General features: G+C 72.1%; 21 protein-coding genes. 8 read left to right on the top strand and 13 right to left on the bottom strand.

Annotated elements, in window-relative coordinates:
- Positions 1-18 precede the first annotated feature (18 nt).
- Positions 19-2,259 (bottom strand): right-handed parallel beta-helix repeat-containing protein, encoded by a 2,241-nt coding sequence (locus tag HQQ85_RS16370; RefSeq protein ID WP_173183561.1) that lies wholly within the window; start codon positions 2,257-2,259, stop codon positions 19-21.
- Complete coding sequence (locus HQQ85_RS16365) at positions 2,256-3,527, bottom strand: glycosyltransferase (protein ID WP_173183560.1); 1,272 nt, start codon at positions 3,525-3,527, stop codon at positions 2,256-2,258. The genes HQQ85_RS16370 and HQQ85_RS16365 overlap by 4 nt, the downstream gene beginning before the upstream one ends.
- A gap of 205 nt (positions 3,528-3,732) precedes the next feature.
- Between HQQ85_RS16365 and HQQ85_RS16360 the strand changes: the two genes are divergently transcribed.
- On the top strand, positions 3,733-4,755 hold the full coding sequence (locus HQQ85_RS16360; RefSeq protein ID WP_216851767.1) for a hypothetical protein: 1,023 nt from the start codon (positions 3,733-3,735) through the stop codon (positions 4,753-4,755).
- 85 nt (positions 4,756-4,840) lie between these two features.
- On the opposite strand, the gene HQQ85_RS16355 is transcribed toward HQQ85_RS16360, so the two are convergent.
- Complete coding sequence (locus tag HQQ85_RS16355) at positions 4,841-5,125, bottom strand: GNAT family N-acetyltransferase (protein WP_173183559.1); 285 nt, start codon at positions 5,123-5,125, stop codon at positions 4,841-4,843.
- Positions 5,126-5,231: 106 nt separating this feature from the next.
- On the opposite strand from HQQ85_RS16355, the gene HQQ85_RS16350 reads away from it, so the two are divergent.
- The 3 genes from HQQ85_RS16350 (at position 5,232) to HQQ85_RS16340 (ending at position 6,793) form a co-directional block, all read left to right on the top strand.
- Complete coding sequence (locus HQQ85_RS16350; protein ID WP_371741937.1) at positions 5,232-6,215, top strand: NADP-dependent oxidoreductase; 984 nt, start codon at positions 5,232-5,234, stop codon at positions 6,213-6,215.
- Positions 6,216-6,278: 63 nt separating this feature from the next.
- Positions 6,279-6,662 carry a hypothetical protein gene (locus tag HQQ85_RS16345; protein WP_173183557.1) on the top strand — a complete coding sequence of 128 codons (384 nt, stop codon included), beginning with the start codon at positions 6,279-6,281 and terminating at the stop codon, positions 6,660-6,662.
- Positions 6,602-6,793 (top strand): helix-turn-helix transcriptional regulator, encoded by a 192-nt coding sequence (locus tag HQQ85_RS16340; RefSeq protein ID WP_173183556.1) that lies wholly within the window; start codon positions 6,602-6,604, stop codon positions 6,791-6,793. Before HQQ85_RS16345 ends, HQQ85_RS16340 begins: the two co-directional genes overlap by 61 nt.
- A gap of 11 nt (positions 6,794-6,804) precedes the next feature.
- Here HQQ85_RS16340 and HQQ85_RS16335 read toward each other — a convergent pair whose 3' ends face one another.
- The 5 genes from HQQ85_RS16335 to HQQ85_RS16315 all read right to left on the bottom strand — a co-directional run bounded on the left by HQQ85_RS16335 (position 6,805) and on the right by HQQ85_RS16315 (position 13,610).
- Positions 6,805-8,106, bottom strand: a complete 1,302-nt coding sequence (locus HQQ85_RS16335; RefSeq protein WP_173183555.1) for a DUF2254 domain-containing protein — start codon at positions 8,104-8,106, stop codon at positions 6,805-6,807.
- A complete protein-coding gene (locus tag HQQ85_RS16330; protein WP_173183554.1) occupies positions 8,106-9,257 on the bottom strand; it encodes a glutathione-independent formaldehyde dehydrogenase in 1,152 nt (383 codons plus the stop codon). Before HQQ85_RS16330 ends, HQQ85_RS16335 begins: the two co-directional genes overlap by 1 nt.
- A gap of 99 nt (positions 9,258-9,356) precedes the next feature.
- Positions 9,357-10,823, bottom strand: coding sequence for an aminobutyraldehyde dehydrogenase (locus tag HQQ85_RS16325; protein WP_173183553.1), 1,467 nt, complete (start codon positions 10,821-10,823; stop codon positions 9,357-9,359).
- 52 nt (positions 10,824-10,875) lie between these two features.
- Positions 10,876-12,294 carry an NAD(P)/FAD-dependent oxidoreductase gene (locus tag HQQ85_RS16320; protein WP_371741936.1) on the bottom strand — a complete coding sequence of 473 codons (1,419 nt, stop codon included), beginning with the start codon at positions 12,292-12,294 and terminating at the stop codon, positions 10,876-10,878.
- Positions 12,291-13,610, bottom strand: a complete 1,320-nt coding sequence (locus HQQ85_RS16315) for a glycosyltransferase (protein WP_173183552.1) — start codon at positions 13,608-13,610, stop codon at positions 12,291-12,293. Before HQQ85_RS16315 ends, HQQ85_RS16320 begins: the two co-directional genes overlap by 4 nt.
- Positions 13,611-13,756: 146 nt before the next feature.
- Between HQQ85_RS16315 and HQQ85_RS16310 the strand changes: the two genes are divergently transcribed.
- Positions 13,757-14,362, top strand: coding sequence for a TetR/AcrR family transcriptional regulator (locus HQQ85_RS16310; RefSeq protein ID WP_173183551.1), 606 nt, complete (start codon positions 13,757-13,759; stop codon positions 14,360-14,362).
- Positions 14,363-14,370: 8 nt separating this feature from the next.
- Here HQQ85_RS16310 and HQQ85_RS16305 read toward each other — a convergent pair whose 3' ends face one another.
- The 4 genes from HQQ85_RS16305 to HQQ85_RS16290 are packed head-to-tail and all read right to left on the bottom strand — an operon-like array spanning position 14,371 to position 18,344.
- Complete coding sequence (locus HQQ85_RS16305) at positions 14,371-15,510, bottom strand: ABC transporter ATP-binding protein (protein ID WP_173183550.1); 1,140 nt, start codon at positions 15,508-15,510, stop codon at positions 14,371-14,373.
- Positions 15,507-16,277: an ABC transporter permease gene (locus HQQ85_RS16300; protein ID WP_173183549.1), complete on the bottom strand. Its 771-nt coding sequence runs from the start codon at positions 16,275-16,277 to the stop codon at positions 15,507-15,509. Before HQQ85_RS16300 ends, HQQ85_RS16305 begins: the two co-directional genes overlap by 4 nt.
- The gene (locus HQQ85_RS16295) at positions 16,270-17,238 is read right to left on the bottom strand and encodes an ABC transporter permease (RefSeq protein ID WP_173183548.1); all 969 of its coding nucleotides are present in this window, start codon (positions 17,236-17,238) and stop codon (positions 16,270-16,272) included. Before HQQ85_RS16295 ends, HQQ85_RS16300 begins: the two co-directional genes overlap by 8 nt.
- Before the next feature lie 14 nt (positions 17,239-17,252).
- Entirely contained in the window at positions 17,253-18,344 is a 1,092-nt protein-coding gene (locus HQQ85_RS16290) for a spermidine/putrescine ABC transporter substrate-binding protein (RefSeq protein WP_216851766.1), read from the bottom strand.
- Between the two features lie 145 nt (positions 18,345-18,489).
- Between HQQ85_RS16290 and HQQ85_RS16285 the strand changes: the two genes are divergently transcribed.
- Positions 18,490-19,716 (top strand): hypothetical protein, encoded by a 1,227-nt coding sequence (locus HQQ85_RS16285; RefSeq protein WP_173183547.1) that lies wholly within the window; start codon positions 18,490-18,492, stop codon positions 19,714-19,716.
- Complete coding sequence (locus tag HQQ85_RS16280; RefSeq protein ID WP_173183546.1) at positions 19,686-20,738, top strand: SIS domain-containing protein; 1,053 nt, start codon at positions 19,686-19,688, stop codon at positions 20,736-20,738. Before HQQ85_RS16285 ends, HQQ85_RS16280 begins: the two co-directional genes overlap by 31 nt.
- Before the next feature lie 24 nt (positions 20,739-20,762).
- On the opposite strand, the gene HQQ85_RS16275 is transcribed toward HQQ85_RS16280, so the two are convergent.
- Positions 20,763-21,128, bottom strand: coding sequence for a hypothetical protein (locus tag HQQ85_RS16275; protein WP_173183545.1), 366 nt, complete (start codon positions 21,126-21,128; stop codon positions 20,763-20,765).
- A 215-nt stretch (positions 21,129-21,343) separates the two neighbouring features.
- Here HQQ85_RS16275 and HQQ85_RS16270 point away from each other — a divergent pair, with 215 nt between their 5' ends.
- Positions 21,344-23,386, top strand: a complete 2,043-nt coding sequence (locus HQQ85_RS16270) for an Ig-like domain-containing protein (RefSeq protein ID WP_173183544.1) — start codon at positions 21,344-21,346, stop codon at positions 23,384-23,386.
- The last annotated feature ends 34 nt before the right edge of the window (positions 23,387-23,420 follow it).

Genomic DNA, 23,420 nt, shown 5'->3' with positions numbered 1-23,420 from the left:
CGGGGTTCCGGATGCGCGTCAGAGCTCGCCCCGGGCCCTCCGGGCCTTCGCCACCCAGCCGGCCACCGAGCCGATCGGCACCCGCAGCGCGTGGGCGACGGTGTCGATCGGCTTGCCGGCGTCGAGCACGGCCGCGACGGCGAGGTCCTCGACCGAGGAGAACTGGCCGAAGTCGGAGCCGGCGATGGCCGCGACCGTCGCAGGCGCGCGCACGGTCGGAGCGGCCGGCGTGACGGGGGTGACCGGAACGGCCGGCGCCACCGACCTGGCGGGAGCGGCCGGCGCGGAGGCCTGCCGATGCCCGTACCGCGGCTCTGGTGCCGACGCCTCCCGCCCGGCCCGGTACGCGGTACCGGCGAGCCGCGGCGCGACCCGCTGAAGAGGCGGCACCGACTGCCCGGCAGCCACCAGGGACGGCGACGGCTCCTCCCCGCCACCTGTCCGGCCCCGCTCGTACTTCGCCTTCGCCGCCGCCGCGAGCGCGATCGTCGACGCCTCGACCAGCTCCCGGATCGCCTGCTGCCGGCGCATCCGGTAGAACACGAAGCCGATGCCCACGATCGGGATCACGAGCAGCAGCCCCCAGAGCAGCGCGAGCGGATGCGCCTCCACCCACAGCAGCGCCTCCCACCGCCCGCTCCACCCGGTCGTGTCGTTGCCCGTCTCGGCGACCGTCCCGGCGTCGTCCTCCGGCAGCCGGATGGCGGAGGGCCCCTCCCCCGTCACGAGGTTGGCGCGCGCCGTCACGGCGGACGCCGCCCCCTCCAGCACGATGCCGCTGCCCGGTTCGACGTGCACCGTGTTCTGCGCGACGGTGCCCTGCGCATCCGTCAGTCTGAGCCCCACCGTGCGCTGGTCCACGGTGTTGCCCTCGAGCGCGACGCCGCCGGTGCCGCGCACCCAGAGCCCGCCCGCCCGGTTGTCGCCGATGGTGCTGCCGTCGATACCGAGCCCCCACGAGCCCTCGACCGAGAACCCCGAGGAGTTCGCGGCGTCGGCCTGCGGCCGCCCGTCGGCGCGGATGCCGTACCCCCCGTTGCGCGTCACCGTGCTGCCGGTCAGCGTGACGTCGTCGACGCCCGGCCGCACGTCGAGCCCGTCGCCGCCCGAGCCCGTGAGGGTGCTGGCACTGACCGTGGGGCTCACGGTGCCGTTCGCGAGCACGACGGCCTCGGCGCTCGAGGCCCGCACGAGGGTGTCGTCGACCGTCGGCGCGGCGGCGAAGGCGAGGTAGAGCCCGATGTGCTGCCCGGTGACGACCGAGTGGGTCACGGTGGCCGAGGAGGGCGAGGCGAGGGTGCCGGTCACGGCGAGGCCACCGGTGCGCCCGCTCCAGAAGCCGAGGTCGGCGACGTTCGCGTGGTCGATCGTGAGGGTTCCCTCGTGCACCCGCAGGTACGAGCGTCCGTCGGCGACGTCGATGTCAGAGCGGCCGGCGTCCTCGTCCCACGAGGTGAGGCCGACGGGCGACGCCTCGCTTCCCGCGAGGGTCACCGTGCCACCCCAGGCGACGATCGTCACCGACCCGTGCTCCCCGCTCCGCAGCCGGATGCTCTGCCCCGGCGCCGTGAGGTCGAGCACCGCCCCGCGGGCCACGAACAGCGACCGCGTCACGAGCACCGTCGTGGCGTCGATCCTGGTCGCGGAACCGCGGGCGACGAGCTGGTCGAGCGTCACCGTCGATCCGCGCGGGACCACGTCGACGGTGTCGGCGCGGACGGCCGTGGCGCCGGTGCGGGCGAGCAGGCTCCAGCGCGCATCCTGGAGCCGCACGAGGCGGCTCTGGATGACGGCGGCCGGGTCCTTCCCCTGCTCCTCGGGCGTGGTGGAGATGCCGCGGGTCACCTCGAGTGCCCGCTGGTAGGCGGCGAGCTCGGCGGCGTCGGGCGAGACCGCCTCGGGATCGGCGTCGTCGCGCGCCTGCTGCAGCGCGGCCGCGTAGCCGTCGGGATCGGTGCGCGGGTCGATCAGCGCCTCCGCGCCGGCCTCCGCCTCCGCCGCCGGGAGGGCCGTCCCACCTCCGGACGATGACGCGGGCGCGGCCGCCGCCGGATCCCCGCCGACGACGCCCTGCAGGAACGCGGACACCCGCGGCGGCACCCCGTTCGCCACCGCGACCGTCGCCCCGAGCCCCAGCACGATCACCCCGACGACGACCGCCCGCACGGCCCACCGCGCGCCGGCACCCATGGTCTGGCCGCGCTCGGCGGCGCTGAGCAGCCCGTCGCGCTCGGGGTCGTGGCCGGGCCCGGCGGTCACGCCCGCACCCCCTCGACGACCTCGGCCGCCACCGCCGTCGTCAGCGTCGCCTCCGACTGCCCCTCGCCCCCCACGCTGTCGGCCGACCGCGTCAGCCACCCCTGCGTGTTCATCGTGCACAGCGCGAACAGCTTGATCGGCAGCGCCACGAGCGCCGTGACGATCGTCACGAGCGGCAGCAGCACGATGTCCTGCGGCCTCCGCCAGAGGTGCGAGATGCCGCGGATGCCGCGCCCCACGAGCATCCACAGCACCGCCACCCCGAAGCCGAGCAACGGCACGGGCGACGACAGCGCGTGGAACACGTACGCCAGCGCGATGAACATGCTCACCGGCGTGAAGAGGATCTGCATCACGGTGATCTGCGAGATGAACGGCACCCGGAAGATCCAGCCCCGCCGGATGGCCGTCAGGTAGCACCGGTACGAGTTGCGGCTCCACCGCACCCGCTGCTTCACGAACGCCCGGAAGGTGTCGGGGAACATCGACAATGCCCGCGCCGAGTCCTGGTGCGTCACCCGGTAGCCCTCCGAGAGCACCAGCCAGGTCAGCCGCCCGTCGTCGCCCGCCACGCACTCCTTGCCGAGGAAGATCTCGTGCTCGAGCTCGGGCAGCTTCGGCAGGATGACCTCCCGCCGGTACGCGCTCGTGCGCCCCGAGGCGCAGATCACGCCGCCGAAGCGCCCCATCGCGGGGGCGTAGTCGAAGTAGCGCTGGTCGATGATCCAGTCGGCGACCCGCCGCCAGATGCTCGTGCCCGGGAGGTACACGTTCTGCCGCGTGCTCACGGCCCCCACCGCGGCGTCGACGAACGGCATCTGGATGGCGTCGAGCATCCCGTCCTCCCACGCCGTGTCGGAGTCGACCAGGATGACGAGCTCGGTGTCGGCCGCCCGGATGCCCACCCCCAGCGCCGAGCGCTTGCCCCGGTGGCGGAACATGATCACGTCGACCTCGCGATGCCCGAGCGCCTCGATCTCCGCCTGGGCCTCGGTGTCGGCCACGTCGAGCACGATCACGATGCGCGACGGCCCCTGTCGCCGCCAGGTCTCGAGGCAGCGCACGAGCACCGCCGGGTCCTCGCGATAGGAGGGCACGACCACGGTCGTCGTGGTGCGGTAGTCGTTCACGACCGGCTTCGTGGCCGCCGAGATGACCTTGCGCACCAGCCAGAAGCTCCACGAGACGATGCCGAACACGCCGAAGGGCAGGATCCAGAGCAGCGTGCGTCCGAGATCGTCGAGGAACGACGAGACGTCGGTGGGCATCGGGCTGCCACCCTTCGGGCGGGTTCGGAAGCCGTCGAGGAGGGGTGGGCCGCGGCGGCGGTGCAGGGCGCGAGGCGCCGGGCGAGCGCCTCCCGGCCCCAGCGTAGCGGCGAGGACGCCCGTCATCCCGGGGGACGGCACCCCCAGTTGTGGGCGCGGCGGAGCGCATGCGCCGACCGGTGCGGCCCCTTCGTAGACTGACCCCATGAGGGCGCACCGCTGGTCGGCCGCTGCGGGGGCTCTCCTCGTGGCGCTCGTGGCGACGGCGATGAGCGGATGCTCGTCCCAGCCGCCCCCGCCCGCCGCCCCCTCCGGCACCGCCGCCGCCGCGTGCCCCGAGGGCACCCTCGTCACCGGCGCGACCGAGCTCTCGGCCGCCCTCGCCGCCGCTCGGCCCGGCCAGACCATCCTCCTCGCCGCTGGACGCTACGACGCCCCCGTCGAGATCACCCGCTCCGGCACTGCGGACGCCCCGATCACCCTCTGCGGCGGGGCCGACGCGGTGCTCGTGGGACCGTCCACCGACTCGGGCTACACGCTGCACCTCGACGAAGCGTCGTGGTGGGTGCTGAGCGGCTTCTCGGTCGAGGGCGGGCAGAAGGGGGTGATGCTCGACGGCTCCTCCTCGAACGTGCTGGCGGGCATCCGCGTCTCGGACACCGGTGACGAAGCCGTTCACCTCAGGGCCGGCTCGAGCGACAACCGCCTCGAGGGCGTGGTCGTGCGCGGCACCGGCCTCCGCAAGGCCGAGTTCGGCGAGGGCGTCTACATCGGCACCGCCGAGAGCAACTGGTGCGAGGTCTCGGAGTGCGCGCCGGATGCGAGCGACCGCAACGTCGTCACCGGCTCCGACATCGCAGGCACCACGGCCGAGGCGATCGACGTGAAGGAGGGCACGACCGGTGGCGAGCTGAGCGGCAACACGCTCGACGGCGCGGCGAGCACGGCGGTCGACTCGCTGATCGACGTCAAGGGCTCGGGCTGGCTCGTGACCGGCAACTCCGGCGGCGGCACCCGCGACGGCGCCCAGGTGCACGTGGTGGTCGACGGCTGGGGAGGGCAGAACCGCTTCGAGCTCAACCGCTTCGCCGTGGCGGCCGACGGCTACGGTGTGCTGCTCGAGGGGGCGGCGCGGAACGCGGGCAACACCGTGCTCTGCGACAACGTGACGACGGTGGACGGCGTCTCGAACCCCGTGTTCGTGAGCAACGTCGCGTGCGGCGGCTGAAACAGCCCCGTTAAACGGTGGTGGAGAGGGCCGAAGCCCTCCCCGCAGACGACTATAGCGGTCCCCCGCCCCCGGCGCCAACCACTCAGCGGGTCAGCAGACCGGCGCGCTCCGGATGCTCGTCGAACCACTTGCCGACGTACCAGCACATGGGCACCACCCGGTACCCGGTCGTGGCCTCGACGTCGTCGACCGCGAACGCGACGATCTCGCCCGCGTAGCCCTTGCCTCGCTGCTTGGGGTCGGTGAAGGTGTGGGTGAACGAGATCTGCTGCCCGCCCACGACGTAGTCGACCGCGCTGACGAGCGCCCCGTCGACCCGCAGGGCGTAGCGCTTCGCGTCGACGTCGTGACTGAATTCGCGTGCCATGACCTCACCCTACGCCCGCCGCCCGCGGCCCCCGCCGATGTGTCGCTGGACGCACGGCCCCGGCATGAATAGGGTGAGCCCTATCCACAGGATCGAGGTGATCGCGGTGAAGAAGCCGAGCGAGACCAGGGTCGTCGAGTACGACCGCACGGGCGACGTCGAGGTACTGGAGAACCGCACGCGACCACTCGCGCCGCCCCCGCCCGGGCACGTCACGGTCGAGGTGATCGCCACCGGCATCAGCCACATCGACATCTTCATCCGCGACGGCCGGGAGTCCACCTGGGCCGACGAGCCCTTCCCCCGCCGCTCGGGCAGCGACTTCGCGGGCATCGTCGTCGACTCGGCCGACCCCCGCTTCCCGCGGGGCTCCGACGTGGTCGGGCACGTGCGCTCGGGCGCGCACGCCACCTACCTCACGGTGCCGGGGTCGGCGCTCGTCAAGAAGCCGTCGCGGCTCAGCTGGGAGACGGCCGGCGGCCTCTACCTCGCCGGCGTCACCGCGCTCGACACCCTCGACGACCTGCACATCGGCGCGGGCGACACCGTCGTCATCTCAGCGGCCGCCGGCGGGGTCGGCAGCATCGAGGCGCAGCTCGCGAAGCATCGCGGCGCGAAGGTCATCGGAACCTGCGGCGCCCGCAACTTCGACTACCTGCGCCAGCTCGGCATCGTGCCGGTGGAGTACGGCCCGGGCATCGCCGACCGCATCCGCGCGGCGGCCCCCGGAGGCGTCACCGCCTTCATCGACAACTTCGGCCAGGACGGCCACGAGCTGGCCCGGGAGCTCGACGCGCCCACCGAGCGCTATCGCTCGAGCGCCGACCGCCGCGAGGTCGAGCTCGCCCTGCTGCGCGACGACACGGAGTCGGTCGAGCACGGCACCCGCCAGCTCGAGACCCTCGTGCGCCTCGCGGAGACGCAGGCCTTCACCCTGCTCATCTCGGGCTTCTACCCGCTCGCCGACGTGAACCGCGCCTACGCCGACCTGCAGCGGCTGCACTCGCGCGGCAAGGTCGTGCTCGGCACGCAGCCCGTCTCGACCACCCGCCACCTCAAGGCCCGCGACGTGGCCGACGCCCGCACCTGACACACGGCTGCCACCCGACGCAATCCCCTTGCGGGTCTCGCGGGCGGCGAGCACCATCGCGCCATGGTCACCACGTCCGTCCTCGTCGACGACGCCTACGCCGGCACGGTGCTGCTCGAGCGGAGCGGGTGCGAACCGCTGCCCGATCTCCCCGGCCATGAGCTCTTCGACAGCGGCTGCCCCCTCCTCGACACGGTGCGGGGTCGCCTGATCGAGGGTGAGCTGCACCTGACCTTCCTCTGGCCGACGGGCGGCGCAGCCGACTCGCCCCAGCACGTCCGGGTGTCCTACCTGGCGTTCACCGAGCCGCGCCGCTCGCGCCGGCTGGGCGTGGTGCTGCTGTCCCCCGTGCGAGTCGACCACGGTCTGACCCCCGCGAGTTCGAGGTGCTCGGGCTGCTGGTCGACGGATGCTCGAACCAGCAGATCTCGGAAGGACTGGTCGTGACACCGCGGACGGTGGCCACCCACGTCGAGCACATCCTCGTCAAGCTGGCGTCGCCCACCCGCACCCACGCGGCGGTCCTGGCGCATCGCGAGGGACTCTACGTGCCGGCCTCGGGGAGCCGGGCGGTCTGACCACCCGCTCCTCAGTCCGTCTCGAGCAGGTCCCTTCCCGAGCCGATGCCCTGGAGATCGGGCAGCATCGGGATGCCCTCCTCCTCGGTGCCGGCGACAAGGCGTGCGCGCCGCTCCTCCAGCGGGGGGCGCCGATCGGGCGGGGCGACCTCGATCAGGTCGTCGAACGCGGCGAGCAGCCGCCGCACCACCGGTGGGGACGACCGGGCGACGAGCACGACCTCGTCGAACGCGATCGCGACATAGCCTCGCCAGGCCAGTTCACGGGTCACCAGCCGCAGTACGCCGGCGGCGTCGTGATGCTGCGAACCCGGCAGCTCCCGCAGGCACAGCTGCCGCATGGCGTCGTGCAGCCGATCGATGGCCTGCACGGCCGTGGCGGGATCGTGCTGCGGGCTCGAGGCGATGCTCCGCTCGGTGATGTCGACGAGCTTCCGGAATCCGTACGCCGCGTCTCCCACATGGCTGCGCTCATTGTCGAGCACGACCATCCGGCGGATCGCCGACTCGTCGAGGGGCCGGTCGCCGCTGTGCCGCAGCACGGGCCCACAGCGCGGCACGAAGTCGCCGACCGCGACGAGCATCTCGAAGCGGTCCCCGGCGCGCCGGGCCCGGTCGATCAGGCCGTCGACGTCGAGCATCACGACGACGCCCGACTCCGGCATCGTGATCACCCGCTCCCCCGTCACCGGAGGTGACGTCAGGGGGAACGCCCGCTCGATCTCCTCCTGCAGGTTGTCGCCCACCAGGTCGATCAGGCCGGCGACGCGCAACGACTGCCCGGCGTGGTGCACGTAGCCCACGAGGGCGATCAGGCTCGCGAGCAGCAGCAGGTAGGCGACGGCGACGGTGACGCTCGGCACCTGGTCACCCGGCTGCGCCGACTCGTCCACCTTCGCCACCGCGATCATGCAGTAGAGGAACGTGGCCGCGAACAGGCCGTGCGCGAGCTGGCTGCGCCGATCGGCCAGCAGCGCCCGCACGATCCGGGGCGAGAACTGCTGCATCGCCAGCTGCACCCCGAGGGTCAGCACCGTGAGCACGATCGTCGTCAGGGTGAGCATCGCCGACGCGGCGGTGCTCAGGATCGTCTGCACCGCCGTCGGCGTGCCGAGCACGTCCGACGGGAGCCGGTCGTAGCCCAGCGCGCCGTCGATGCTCAGGGTGATCACCGCCACGATCGCACCTCCGGCGATGCACAGCAGCGGCACGATCCACAGGCTGTTGGCGCGCCAGCGGTACTCCGACTCGTGCTGGCGATTGCCGCTGGGTTCCGGCCGGCGCGCCTCCGGCCGGGTCGCGCCCGCCGGCATCAGGCGGCCAGACCTGGCTTCAGCACGACTTTCGTCCAGCCGTCCTCGCGCGCGTCGAAGCGCTCGTACGCCTCAGGTGCCCGATCGAGCGGCAGCTCGTGGCTGACGATGAACGACGGGGTGGCGCGCCCCTCCGCGATCAGGTCCCGCAGTCTCCGGTTGTACTTCTTGACCGGGGCCTGTCCGCTGCCGAGCTGCTGACCCTTGAACCAGAACATCCCGTAGTCGAAGGCGAGCTGTCCCTGCTTGGCCAGCTCGTCCGAGGCCCCGGGGTCCTGGGGCACGAACACCCCCACGCAGCCGATCCGGCCGGTGAAGCGCACCGAGGAGACCAGCCGGTTCATGGTGAGGTTCGGATGCTCGTCCCCGCCCGGGTCGTGCGCCTGATACCCCACGCACTCGCAGCCGTTGTCCGCACCGAGCCCCATCGTCTGCTCGAGCACGGCCTCGACCGGGTCGACCTCGGAGTCGTCGATCGCGATCGCCCCGATCGATTCGGCGAGGGCGAGCCGATCCGGGTGCCGGTCCACGACCATGACCTTGGCGGCCCCCCGGATCGTCGCGGACAGCGCCGCCATCAGTCCCACCGGGCCGGCCCCGTAGATGACGGTCTGATCTCCCGGCTGCACCCCGGCCATCTCGGTGGCGTGGTACCCGGTGGGGAAGATGTCGGCGAGCATGACGTAGTCCGACGCCCGCTCGTCCGCGTCCTCCCCCAGCCGCAGGCAGTTGAAGTCGGCCCAGGGAACCCGCAGCAGCTCGGCCTGGCCGCCGGCCCACGGCCCCATGTCGGCGAAGCCGTAGGCGGCACCCGCGAAGGCCTTCTCGGGCTGAGCGGTCAGGCAGTAGTTGGTGAGCCCGCGCTCGCAGTTCTTGCAGTGGCCGCAGGCGACGTTGAACGGCATCACCACTCTGTCCCCGACCCGCAGCTTGTCGACGCCGTCGCCCACCTCGACGACCTCGCCCATGTTCTCGTGCCCGAACCAGCGCCCCGGTTCGAAATCGGTGCGCCCCTCGTACATGTGCAGGTCGGACCCGCAGATGTTCGTGGTGGTGATGCGCACCAGCGCATCGGTGGGGCGTTCGATCCGGGCGTCGGGAACGTCCTTCACGCTCACCTGATGCGGACCCTCGTAGACGACTGCTCTCATGGCCTTCTCCTCCCGGACGACGACGTGGTCCCACCATTCGACGCCTCCGGTCCCCACCGGCACATCGGCAGGACTGCCGATCCCGTCCGGGTCCGGGCGCTACGCGGGCCGGTAGCCCGTCGTCGCGGGCGGCGCCGCGTGCCGGATCATCAGGTGCCGCGTCACGGAGTAGTCCAGCAACGGCTCGATGCTCATGTCCTTGCCGAAGCCGGAGCCCTTCACCCCGCCGTGCGGCGCCTCCGAGGCGATCGGCAGGTGGTCGTTCACCCAGGTCACCCCGACGTCGAGCAGCTGACTCACCCGGATCGCCCGCGCGACGTCGTTCGTCCACACCGACGAGGCGAGCCCGTACGCGCTGTCGTTCGCCAGCCGCACCGCGTCGGCCTCGTCGTCGAAGGGCAGCGCCACGAGCACCGGGCCGAACACCTCCCCCTGCACGATCTCCGAACTCTGGGCGGCGCCGACGATGAGCGTCGGCGGGAAGTACGAGCCGACCCGTTCGAGCGGCGATCCGCCCACGAGCACCTCGGCGCCCTCGGAGACGGCTCGGCTGACGAAGCCGTGCACGCGATCGCGGTGCTCGGCCGAGATCAGCGGCCCCACGTCGGTCTGGTCGCTCATCGGGTCGCCGACCCGGATGCCGGCGAGCTCGGCCCGCAGGGCGGCCACGCCGTCGTCGAACCGCTCCCGCTGGATGTAGACCCGGGTCGCCGCGGTGCAGTCCTGCCCGGTGTTGTACGTCGAGCCGAGCGCCAGCGCGTGGGCCATCGCCGCGATGTCGGCGTCGGCGAACACGAGCGCGGGCGCCTTGCCGCCGAGCTCCAGGTGCACCCGCTTCACGCCCTCGACGGCGCCGCGCATCACGGCCTGGCCCGTGCGGGTCGACCCCGTGACGCTCACCATGTCGACTCCCGGATGCCCGGCGAGCGCCGATCCCACCTCGGTGTGCCCCGTCACGACGTTGAGCACGCCCGCGGGCAGCCCGCACTCGGCGGCGAGCTCCGCGAGCCGGAGGGTCGTGCCGGGCGTCGGCGGAGCCGGCTTCAGGATGCTCGTGTTGCCGGCGGCGAGCGCCGGCCCCGCCTTCCACAGCGCCATGATCAGCGGGAAGTTCCACGGCGTGATGCCGGCCACCACCCCGACGGGCCGCCGGGTGAGCACCGAGGTGAAGCCCTCGCTGAACACGCCGGCCCCCGTGCCGTCGAGCGAGCGGGCGGCTCCGGCGAAGAAGCGCAGGTTGTCGGCGGCGAACGGGATCTCGCCGTCGAGCCCCGTGAGGTAGGGCTTGCCCGACTCGCGGGTCTCGATGCGGGCGAGCTCGTCGGCGTGCTCCTCGATGGCATCGGCGAGCTTCAGCAGCACGCGCGCCCGGGTGCCGGGCGTCTGCGCGGCCCAGGCCGGGGCCGCGGCGCGGGCGGCAGCGACGGCCTCGTCGACGTCGGACGGGCCGGAGTGGGCGATCTCGCTCGCCTTCTCGCCGGTGGCGGGGTCGATCAGCGGGGCGGTTCCGCCCGTGCCCGGCCGGTACTCGTTGCCGATGAAGGTGCCCGTGGTGCCCGTGGTCATGTCTGTCGTCCGTTCGTGAGGTGCGGGAAGGTGAAGAGGGTGGTGCGCCGGCTCAGGAGTTGAAGCCGAGGCCCGCGGCGTCGAGCGCCCGCAGCCAGAGGCCCCGGCGCCCGCCGTTGTCGTCGGCGGCGATCATCCGGGAGCGGGTGAACTGCACGATCGGGTTGCGGAACGGCTCGGGCGGGATGGGGAAGGGCCGTTTGCGCACGATCTCGAAGCGGGTGCGCGAGGTCGGGGTGCCGTCGAGCAGGTCGAGGGCGACGTCGGCCGAGAACCGGGCGGCGCCGACCCCGAGACCGGTGTGCCCCGCCGCGTAGGCGACCCGCCCGCCGAACGCCGTCCCGTAGGCGGCCGTGAAGCGCGTCGTCGAGTCGATCGGCCCGGCCCAGCGGTGGCTGAACGAGACGTCGGCGAGCTGGGGGAAGGTCTCGAAGAACTGGCGGGCGAGCAGCTCGTGCGATCCACCCTCCTGCTCCAGCGCCGGGTCGACGCGGCCTCCGCGGTAGTAGAGCGCGTCCCAACCGCCCCAGAGGATGCGGTCGTCCGCGCTCAGCCGGTAGTAGTGGAACTGGTTGCCGGAGTCGGTCAGCCCCTGCCGCTCGCCCCAGCCGATCGACTGCAGCTGCGAGGCGGTCAGCGGCTCGGTCATCAGGGCGTGGTCGTAGAGCGGCATGATCCAGGTGCGCAGCCGCTTCAGCGGAGACGGGTAGGCGGCGGTGGCGACGACGGCCTGTCGTGCGGTCACCGAACCGGCGGGGGTGCTGAGCCGCACCCCGACCCCGCTGCGCTCGATCGACCGCACCGGGCTGCCCTCGACGATCCGCACACCGCGGGCCCGCAGCACCGCGGCCATGCCCCAGGCGAGCCGGGCGGGATCCACCATCACGTTGCCGGCCCGCGAACGGAGACCGGCGAGGTACGTCGGGGAGTGCACGTCGGCCTGCACCTCCTCGCGACTCTGCAGCTCGACGTCCTCCCCGAACTCGCGGGCGAGCTCCGCCGACTCGGCGAGCGCGTCGACCTGCCACGGCTCCACCGCCAGGGCCGTCTTGCCGGTGAGCTGGAGGTCGCAGTCGATGCCCGCCTCGGTCACCTGCCGCACGAGCTCGGCGAGGTTGTGCTCGCCCTCCTCGTGCAGCGCGGTCAGCTCGCCGGGCCAGAGGTGCCGGCCGTGCGCGAGCCCGTGGGTGAGCGAGGCCGAGACGAAGCCGCCGTTGCGGCCGCTCGCGCCGAATCCGACGCTCTGCCCCTCGAGCACCAGGATGCTGAGTCCGGGGTCGCGGTCGAGCGCGCGCCAGGCCGACCAGAGTCCGGTGAAGCCGGCGCCCACGACGACGAGGTCGGCGTCGGTCGAACCGGTGAGTGGCTCGCCGGGTTCCGGCGCCCCGGGCTGGTCGGTCCAGAAAGCGGTGGGACGGGCATCCGCCAGCGACCGCGCGATCTGCGCCCCGTCGGCCAGCGGCAGAGTCACGACGGCACCGCCGCCGACGCACCGCGGCGCTCGAGGGCGGCGGCCTCGATCAGGCCGGCCGCCCGCCGCACGCCGTCGCCCTCGCGGATGCGCCGGCCGATGGCGTCGACCCGTTCCCGAAGGGCGGCGTCGGCCAGCAGCTCGGCGAGCGCCGCCGTGAGCTCCTCGGCGGTGAAGTCGTAGCTCGCCAGGCGCCGGCCGAGACCCCTCTCGTGCACGCGCTGGGCATTGTCGTACTGGTCCCAGAACAGCGGCAGCAGGATCATCGGCTTGCCGAAGTGCAGCGCCTCGGTGACCGTGTTGTTGCCGCCGTGGGTGATCACGAGATCGACGAGCGGGATGATCGAGGTCTGGGGCAGGAACTCGGCGCCCCACATGTTCGGCGCCAGCTCGATCTCGTCGTGCAGCGGCCCCATCGAGACGATGACGTCGTAGGGCAGCTCGGCCAGCACGGCGATCACCCTCCGCATCAGCGAGACATCGGCGCTCCCCAACGAACCGAGGCTGAAGTAGACGAGCGGGCGGCCGCCGAAGCCCTCCGGCAGCTCGAACGGCTCGTCGGTCTGGCGCACCGACGACTCCAGCCGGTGCCAGCTGGCATCGAGCGGACGGGCGTCGACGTAGTCGAGCTCCTCGGGGTAGACGTAGAGGTTGAGGTCGCCGGCGGGCAGGAACTCGAGCTCGGGCAGCGGGGCGGCGCCCTGCTCCTGCACCCACGCGTCGAACGCCTGCCAGAGCGCACGGTGGGTGCGGTCGTACTCGGCGCGGAAGCGCGCGTGGCCCTCGGCGTCGTCGTCGGCGAGGCCCGAGAACGCCGGGGCGATCGCCGCACCCGGCACCTCGAGCGGATTGCACGAGACGATCCGCACGAACGGCACGCCGGCGGTCACGAGCGCCGGGAAGAGCACGACGTTGTCCTCGACGATCACATCGGGCCGGGTGCGCTCGATGATCGCCTTCAGCGCGGGCTCGCTGTACTTCGCCCCCTCGATCAGCTCCTCCCAGATGGGCCGGATGACCGACTCGAGCTGCGCCTCGGTGGGCTTGGCGAACTCCGGCGCGATGCTCCGGATGTAGTCCTTCCAGAACGCCCCGGCGTCCGCCCCCTCGCCGTCGGTCTCCTCCGCCGGCGGGGCGAGCTCGACGAGGTCCTCCTCGAAGCCCAGGCGCTCGAGCTTGCCGGCCCAGCTCGCCTCGGCGGCGAACACCACCCGATGGCCGCGCGCGAGCAGCTCGGTGCCGATCCCGATGCAGTTGTTGGTCGGCCCGTATGCGCTCTCGGGCATGAAGAGCACGGTGAGTCGCTCGTCGGTCATGAATCAGCTCCTGACTCGTTGTTTGAATAGGTGTGAAAAGAATGGATGCGCGTGAGTCGTCGATATGACGCGCGAGTGCGGCCTAACATTGAACTGCGCCCGAAATGACGGATGCACCCCGAACCACCACCGCACCGAGGAGCCCCATGGCCCGTCCCAAGCGTCAGGAGCAGCGGCGCAGCGAGATCGTCGCGGCCGCGCAGCGCACCATCGCCCAACACGGACCCGACGGCGCGCGGCTGAACCGGGTGGCCGAGGAGGCGGGCCTGACGAGCGGTGCGGTGCTCTACTACTACCCCGACATCGACGAGCTCGTGATGGAGGCGAACCGCGCCGGCATGGAGCGCTTCTACGAGGAGCGGGTGCGCATGCTCGAGAGCCTCGACGACGACCCGGTGCTGCGGCTGCTGGCCCTGATCGACTCGGGCCTGCCGAGCGACTCCACCGATCCCGAGGTGCGGCTGCTCTGCGAGCTCGGCGGCTCGGCCGGGCGCAACCCCGTGATGGCGACCCTGCTGACGGCGCTCTACGACCGGCAGGTCGGCATGTACCAGATCGTGCTGGAGCAGGGCGCCGCGCGCGGCAGCTTCACGCTGACCGCCTCGTCGCTCGCGATCGCCCGCAACCTCGTGGCCCTCGAGGACGCGTACGGCTACCGCATGGTCGCCCGCCACCCCACCATCGACCACGTCGGCGCCCGCGCCCTGATCGTCGAGTACGCCCGCCAGTCGACCGGCCACGCGCTGGCCTGAGCGGGCGCTCACGCCGACTCGGTCCCTCCGAGGGCGGCCGGCCGGGTGTCGGCCACCGCCACCGAGCGGGCGTGGTCGATGCGGAGGCCGACGGTGTCGCCGCGGCGGGCGGTGCTCGTGGCGTGCACCGTGCATCCGATCGGCTTCTCGCGGCCGGGCACCGCCACCGAGACGGTCGAGCTGCCGCCGAGGAAGTAGGTGTCGATCACGACGCCCTCGAGGAGGCCCGCGCCGCCGGGAGCGACGACCTCGATGTCCTCGGGTCGCACCACCAGGGTGACCGCGGAACCGATGGGCTGGGCGTGCGCGGCGGGAAGCAGCGCCAGGCCCGGCACGTCGACGCCCCCGGCCGTCGCCGTGCCGTCGAACAGGCTCGACGAGCCGATGAACTCGGCGACGAAGCGGGTGCGGGGGTTCGAGTAGAGGCCGACGGGGGTGTCGAGCTGCTCGACCCGCCCGGCGTCGAGCACGGCCACCCGGTCGGCCATCGACATGGCCTCCTCCTGGTCGTGGGTGACGACCACGAAGGTCATGCCGACCTCGTGCTGCAGGCGCTTCAGCTCGAGCTGCATGTCGGCGCGCACCTTGCGGTCGAGCGCGGACAGCGGCTCGTCGAGCAGCAGCAGCCGGGGGCGCTTCACGATCGCGCGGGCGAGCGCCACGCGCTGGCGCTGACCGCCCGAGAGCTGCGACGGCCGGCGCCGCGCGAAGGTGCCGAGCCCGACGGTCTCGATGGCCTCGCCGACTCGGCGTTTCACCTCGGCCTTGCCGAGACCCTCCGCCTCGAGCCCGTAGGCGACGTTCCGCTCCACGCTGAGGTGCGGGAACAGCGCGTAGGACTGGAACATCATGTTGACGGGCCGCTTGTGCGCGGGCGTCGAGATCAGGTCGACGCCGTCGAGGGCGATCGTGCCCGACTCGGGGGTCTCGAAGCCGGCGATCGAGCGCAGCAGGGTCGTCTTGCCGCAGCCCGAGGGTCCGAGCAGGGCGAAGAACTCGTTGTCGCCGATCGTGAGGTCGATATCGTGCAGCGCCCGCACTCCGCCGTAGGAGTGGCTGACACCGCTCAGCACGAGGAGCTCGGGGCGGGTGGTGGCGTCGGCGCGGGCATCCGCCCGGCTGAGGGGAGCGTGCGTGTCCATGGTCATAGGGCTTCCGTGACGCGGGTGAGGCGCTGCGCACCGAGGACGGCGACGACGCTGACGAACAGGAGGACGGTGGCGAGCGCGTTGATCTCGGGCGTGACCCCGAACCGCACCATCGAGTAGATGACGATCGGCAGGGTCGGAGTGGTGGGTGCCGAGGTGAAGAAGGCGATCACGAACTCGTCGATCGAGAGGGTGAAGCTGAGCAGGGCACCGGCCACGATGCCCGGGGCCAGCTGCGGCAGGGTCACCCGCGTGAAGGTGCGCACCGGGCCGGCACCGAGATCGCGCGACGCCTCCTCGAGGCTCGGGTCGAGCTGGCTCAGCCGCGCCAGCACGATCGCGGTGACGAACGCGATCGAGAAGGCCGCGTGCGAGAGCAGCACCGAGTAGAGCCCGAGGGTGAAGCCGAGCAGTGAGAACACGCTCAGGATGCCGATGCCGAGCAGCAGGTCGGGCAGCAGCGCGGGCGCCAGGGCGAAGGCCCGGATGAGGCCCCCGCGGGTGTGCCGCTGGATGCCGACGGCGAGCAGCGTGCCGAGCACGCACGCGATCGCGGTCGAGCCGGTCGCCACGATCAGCGTGTTGACGAGCCCCTGCAGGATCGTCTGGTCGCTGAACAGCACCCCGTACCAGTCGAGGGTGAAGCCCTTCCAGACGAAGAGGTTCGAGGAGTCGTTGAACGAGATCACGACGACGACCACGATCGGCAGGTAGAGGAACGCGAACGTCAGCCAGAACGGGATGCGGATGAAACGGGACTCACGCATCGCGGCGCACCTTCTTCCCCTCGGCCTGACGCTTGCCCTCGGTGAGGCGCTTCGACAGGCGGCTCTGCAGCACGAGCAGCAGCAGCAACGAGACGGTCAGCACCAGCGCGAGCGCTGCACCGAACGGCCAGTCGCGGGCCTTCAGGAACTGGTCGCGGATGAGGTTGCCGACGAGCACCGTCTTGCCGCCTCCGATCAGCTCGGGGATGACGAAATTGCTCATCGCCGGCACGAACACGAAGACGCAGCCGGTCAGGATGCCGGGGATCGACAGCGGCACCGTCACGGTGCGGAAGACCCGGAACGGGCTCGCGCCGAGGTCGGTGGCGGCCTCGCCGAGCTGACGGTCCTGGTGCGCGAGCGCCGAGTAGAGCGGCAGGATCATCAGCGGCAGGTACATGTAGAGCAGCCCGACCACCACCGCCTGCGGGGTGTAGAGCATCGAGATCGGCTCGTCGGTGATGCCCAGGGCCTGCAGCGCCTGGTTCACCCAGCCGGCGTTGTTCAGCAGCAGGATCCAGGCGTAGGTGCGGATCAGGAAGTTCGTCCAGAACGGCAGCAGCACCGCGATCAGCGCGACAGTGCGCCACTTCGGCGAGAGCCGGGTGATCATCAACGCGGTCGGGTAGCCGATCAGCAGCGCGAGCAGCGTGACGATCGCGGCGATGACGAGGGAGTTGCCGACGACGGAGAGGTAGAGCGGGTCGAACAGCCGCGCGAAGTTGTCGAGCGTGAAGGTCCAGACGACCCCGCCGAAGCGCCCGCGCTCGAAGAAGGAGTAGACGGTGATCAGCGCGACCGGCACGAGCACGAGCAGCGTGATGTAGAGCGCGCCGGGCCCGACGAGGGGCACGGCGGCGAAGCGGGCCCTCGCCCCCGGCCTGCGCGCGGGGGCGGCAGGCCGGGAGGCGGCGGGCGGGGGTGCCGGGCGGTTCTGCACGGTACCGGTGGGAACGGTCATGGGGCGGGGCTCGCTCAGCCGGCGGCCATGATCTCGGTGGCGAGGCGGGTGTACTCGGTGCCGAACTCGCCCACGTCGACGACGGTCTCGCCCTTCAGCAGCTCCGACGGCGGCAGGGCCAAATTCGGGAACTGCTCGACGAGCGCGGGATCGAGCGAGTCGATGGCGGCCTTGTTCGGCACGGAGTACAGGATCGACTCGGCCACGTACTTCTGCACGTCGGCCTCGAGGATGTAGTTCACGAAGGCCATCGCGGCCTCCTTGTTCTTCGAGCTCTTCAGCACGGTCATGGTGTCGACCCAGAGGTCGCTGCCCTCTTCGGGCACCACGAACTCCACCGTCGGGTCCTCGGCGATGGCGTAGTTGCACCAGCCGTCCCAGGCCTCGACCATGGCGGCCTCGCCCGAGACGAGCTTGCTGTAGAACGTGGTGTCGTCGAAGGCGAGCAGCGTGTCCTTCGTCGACTCCATCTGCTCCTTGACCTTCTCGAGCACGGCCGGGTCGGTGGAGTTGACCGACTCCCCGAGCACCTTCAGCGCGGGCAGGGCCATCCAGCGCTCGGTCGAGAGCATGGTGGTCTTGCCCTCGAGCTCGGGCCGCGGGTTCAGCAGGTCGTTCCACGAGGTCGGCGCGAAGCCGGTGAGGTCGGGGCGGTAGCAGAGCCCGGTGGTGCCCCAGGCGTAGGGCTCGGAGTAGACGTTGCCCTCGTCGTAGGCGAGCTCGAGGGCCTCGGGGTAGAGGTTCTCCTCGTTCGGGATGAGCGACTTCTCGAGCTCCTGCAGCAGCCCCGCCTCGTTCAGCGCCTGGGCGTACTGCCCCGACACGAAGGCGACGTCGATGCCGGGGTCGCCGCTGGCGGTGAGCTTCGCGACGATCTCCTCGTTGGTGGCGTGGTTCACGATGGTGACGGGGATGCCCGTCTCGGCCTCGAAGTCCTCCGCGAGGGTCTCGGGGTAGTAGTCGGCCCAGATGCTGACGACGAGGCTCTGCTTACTGAGGTCCGCCTCCGGGTCGATGGCCTCGGACGAACTGCCGGCGCACGAGGACAGCGAGAGCGCGGTCACCGCCGCTCCGGCGAGCACTGCTGCGGACTTTCGGAATCGCACGGTTGCCTCCTGGTCGGGTCGCGAGAACTGGGTTGGCCGATTGTTGCACCGTCCAGCAAGGAATAACAATGCCCAAGAGGGGCCTGAATGGCGGAATTTACATGATTGTTCGAATTGGAGTTCAAGGAATCGATAGCCTGGGCGAGTGGACTTCCGCCTTCCCACCGCCTCGGGCGCGGTGACGCTGACCGATGCGCGACTGCGCGTCGTCGACGGCTCGGGAGGTGCGGCCCGAGCGGGCTCGGGCGTGGGGGCGGAGCTCGCCGCGATGGTGCTGCGCGGGCATCCGCCGCTCGTCGACGCCGGCACGGCACGGGTCGTCACCGCCGGCCCGGCGCGCGCACCGGAAGCGGGCGTCGAGCGGGACCTCGGGGTCGACATGACGAACTGGGCCGTCGTGGTCGACGAGGCCTTCCTCGTGAAGGTCGTGCGCGACTGGGGCGGGGCCGAACGCTCGGTGCGGCAGCTCGATCGGCTCGCCGCCGCCGGGGCCGACTTCGTGCCGCGCACCGCCGGCCGCATCGAGTGGACGGTGCCCGGCCTCGGCACCGGCACGGTCGCCGTCGTCAGCGAGTACGTGGCGGGCGCGAGCGATGGATGGACCTGGGCGGTCGACGATCTGCTCGAGCACCTCGGCGGGGGCCCGGCGCCGCTGTGGCCGGGCGAGCTCGGCGCGCTGACGGCCCGGCTGCACCTCGCGCTGGCGGCTGACGTACCGCCTCGGGCAACCTCGCCTGACGCCGGCCTCCGATCACGGGTGCACGACGCGCTCGACCGGGCCGCCGAGGTGGCGGAGGGTGACACCTCCGTGCGCCTGGCGAACCGGATGCCCGCCCTGCGGTCGCTCGCCGACACTCTGCCCGACACGGCGGCCGGGCGCCTCATCCCCGTGCACGGCGATCTGCACGTGGGGCAGTTCCTGCGGGTGCCCGAAGCCGGCACGCCCCGTTACCTCGTCGTCGACCTCGACGGCGATCCGCAGAACTCCCCCGCCTCGCTCGTCGCCGACGAGCTCGAACCGGCGGCGGTCGATGTCGCCCATCTCCTGGTGTCGGTCGATCTGGTGGGCTCCATCGCGCAGCGGCGACTCGGCCGCGCGGATGCCCGGGTCACCGCCTGGGCCGACGCCGCCCGCGCGCAGCTGCTGGCCGCATACCGCAGCGCGCTGCACGACGCCGGCGCCGACGACCTCCTCGACGAGCGGCTGCTCCCGGCGCTCGAGGTCGAGCAGTTCGCCCGCGAGCTGAGCTACGCGGCGCGCTTCCTTCCCCGCTGGAACTACGCTCCCGACGCGGGGATCACCGCGCGCTACGCCCCGACCGCCGACCGAGAGGACCCGCCGTGGACCCCGCCCGCTTCGCCGACGACCTGAGCGCCATCCCGGGGGCGCTCCGGCAGCTCGCCGACGCCCTCTCGAGCGGCCTCCCGGGCCTGGAGCGTGCGCGGACGCTGCTCGCTCCCCCGCGGCTGCGCGTGCTCGTGCTCGGCATGGGCTCGAGCGCCTACGCCGCAGCCGTCGTCGCCCGCGAGGCGCGCAGCCTCGGGCGCGACGTCGTGGTCGAGCTCGCCAGCACCGCTCTGCTCCCGCCGCCCGCCGCCGACCTCGTCGTCGTGGCCGTCTCGGCGACGGGAGGCAGCGCCGAGGTGCTGCACGCCGTCGAGCGGTATCGGGGGGCCGGGCGGCTGATCGCGGTCACGAACGTCGAGGACTCTGCCCTCGCCGCCCGGGCCGACCTCGTCGTGCCGCTCGTCGCCGGAGTCGAGGCGAGCGGGGTGTCGTGCCGCACCTTCCGGCACACGCTCGTGGTGCTGGCGGCGCTGCTGCGGCCGGCCGTTCCGGTGGGGCATGCCTCGACCGTCGCTGCCGGCGTGCCGGCGCTGCTCGGGGTGCGCGACCCGGCCGCCCTCGCCCGCGCCGCCGCGGCGAGTGCCGAGGAGCTGCTCGGCTCGGCGGCATCCTGGATCGACGACGCCGACCGCCTGCTCGGCGGACCCGACGGCACCTTCCTGCTCGCTCCGGTCGAGCGGCTGTCGTCGGCACAGCAGTCGGCGCTGATGCTGCGCGAGGTGCCACGCCGGCCGGCCTGGGCGAGCGAGACCGGCGACTGGTCGCACGTGGACGTGTACCTGTCGAAGACGCTCGACTATCGGGCACTGCTGTTCGCCGGGTCGGTGTGGGATGCGCCGGCACTCGAGTGGCTCGGCTCGCGCGCTGCCACGGTCGTGCTCGTGGGGGCGGCTCCGCCCACCCCGGTGGCCGAGCTGCAGGTGCGGTACCAGGGCGACGACGATCCGGCCGTCGCCCTGCTCGTCGAGCCGCTCGTCGCGGAGCTGCTCGCCGCCCGCTGGCACCGGGCCGACCCGGACTTCGACTGGAGCCGGTCGCTCAGCTGACGACCTGCCCGATCGGAGCCTCGCTCAGAGCTCGTCGGCCCAGGCGTTCGCGTCGTCCACCCCGTCGGAGTCGTCCGTCTCGGGAGGAGCCGATTCCGCCCGGCCGCCGGGCGAGTCGAAGCGCAGCCGCCGCATCTCCGCGCGGAAGTGCTCGATCAGCTGCTCGTCCTCGATCTCGTCGAAGCCGCTCGGCTCCGTGTCCGCCACGAGCTGGCTGGCGGGGCCGACGAGGAAGGTCGAGCGCCCCACTCCCCCGTCGTCGAGCCGCGTCGGGATCTCGACCGTGGCCGAGGTGCCGGCCTTGGCCAGCGCCTCCGCGTACTCCAGAAGCGCCTTGGCGATCGCGGTTCCCGTGAGGATCGAATCGCCGGCGTAGAAGATCCTGTCCATGTGCCCATCCCACCCGGGCCACCGCCCCGCTCCCACGGGGTTGACTCGGCTCCCCTGCACCCGTTACCGCAGTGCCGTCGGCCGGGTTCCGGCGCGCTACCGTACCCCTCGCGGAAATCACCGTAGTCACCACCCTGACCCCCGGCAGGCCTGTCTTCGTACTGTTGCGGAACGTCATCACCGACAGGGTGACCCTACTGAGAAGAGCAACGACCATGCGGCGCAACGGCCCCACCTCCACCCCGGCCAGAACCATCGGCACCACCGGAGCCGCCTTCGGCCTCGCCGCCCTCCTGTGCATCGGCAGCCCCGCCGCGTTCGCCCACGCGAGTGAGTCCGACGCGCATCCGGCACCCACCTCGACCCCGGCGCCCGCCTCGACCCCGGCCCCCACCTCGACCCCGGCGCCCGCTTCGACGACGGATGCTCAGCCCACGCCCTCGGCGACGCCGACCGCCACTCCGTCCCCGGCCCCCTCGGCGCCCGCGACCCCGGCTCCCACGCCCGCACCGACCCCCACGTCGGCCCCCGTACCGGCGGAACTCACCCCGCAGGGCGCCGAGGCGAAGCTCGGAGGATTCACCGACCTCACCGCCAACGCCGACACCTTCACCGTCGTCGCGGGCCACCCCGCGCGATTCCCGTGGTCGTCGGTGCTCGGGAACGACATCGACCCCACCGGTCAGCCGGTGCTCCTCACCAGCTGGACCAAACCCTCCAAAGGCACGATCGACACCAGCCGCGCCGGTTCGTTCCTCTATATCTCGACTCCCGGGCATTTCGGCGACGACTACATGACCTACGACATCCACGACGTCTACGGCAACACCAATGTGCTGCCGGGCATCATCACCATCCACATCCTCCCCGACACGGCTCCCGTCGCCGTCCGGGACACGTACACCGTGCCCGCCGACAAGCCGTTCGTGGCCCCGACCGGCTCCCTGCTCGCCAACGACACCGACGCCGAGCTCGACGACCTCACCGTGGTGCCCACCGCCGTGTCCGGCCCCGACCACGGCACGGTGACCCTGAAGACCGACGGCGGCTTCACCTACACGCCCGACGCCGGCTACTCGGGCTACGACTCGTTCTTCTACCGGGTCGCCGACGGCTTCGGCGGAACGAGCGGCTTGGCCTCCGTGGAGTTCACCGTGGTCGCGAAGTTCGCCACGGTCAAGCCGAAGGTCACGGGCACGACCACCGTCGGCAAGACGCTCACGGTGACCGTCGGCACGTGGACGCCAACGCCGACGACCCTGCAGTACCAGTGGTTCCGCGACGGCGACCCCATCACCGGCGCCACGTCGAAGACGTACGTGCCGACCGTCGCCGACATCGGCTGGACCCTCCGGGCCATGGTGATCGGCTCGAAGACGGGGTACCCGACCGAGCAGGTCCTCAGCGCGGCGACCGCCCCGATCGCCGCGGCCGCCTTCACCACGGCACCGAAGCCCACGATCACGGGAACCGCGAAGGTCGGCTCGACGCTGACCGCCAAGGCGGGCACCTGGGCACCCGTGCCCGCGAAGCTCACCTACCACTGGAAGGCCGGAGGGGTCCCGATCCCGAACGCCGACGCCACCAAGAGCACCTTCACCCTCACGGCCGCCCAGCTCGGCAAGACGGTCTCGGTGACGGTCTCGGCCGACAAGCCCGGCTACGCCACGGGAAGCAAGGACAGCGCGCCGACCTCGCCGGTGCTGGCCAAGACCTTCACCGCGACTCCGGCCCCCACCATCGCCGGCACCACCAAGGTCGGCCGCACGCTCACCGCCCAGCTCGCCGCCTGGACCCCGGCCACCACGAGCCTGAGCTACCAGTGGAAGCGCAACGGCGTCGCCATCGCCGGCGCCACCGCCCCCACCTACCTGCTCGCTGCCGCCGACCGCGGCGCGACCGTCACCGTGGTCGTCTCCGGCAAGCGCTCGGGCTACACCACGGTGTCCAAGTCGAGCGCCGCCACCGCCGTCATCGGCGCCGGCATCCTCACGGCCTCCCCCACGCCGACCATCTCCGGCACCCCGAAGGTCGGCACCGTACTCACCGCGAAGTCGGGAACCTGGGCTCCGCTGCCGGTGACCCTGACCTACCAGTGGAAGCGCAACGGCGTCGCCATCTCCGGCGCCACCGCCCCCACCTACAAGCCGGTCGCGGCAGACGCCGGTGCGAAGCTCACCGTCTCGGTCAAGGGCGCGAAGACCGCCTACACGGCAGTCACCCGCACGAGCGCCACGACGTCCCCCGTCGCCAAGTAGCCCGTCCCGGCCGACCGGCCCGACCCGCGCCGCC

The sequence above is a fragment of the Herbiconiux sp. VKM Ac-2851 genome, assembly GCF_013205105.1.
In the GTDB taxonomy this organism is placed as follows: domain Bacteria; phylum Actinomycetota; class Actinomycetes; order Actinomycetales; family Microbacteriaceae; genus Herbiconiux; species Herbiconiux flava.
The sequence above is the reverse complement of the archived record's forward strand: the minus strand, read 5'-3'. Positions and strand labels throughout refer to the sequence as shown.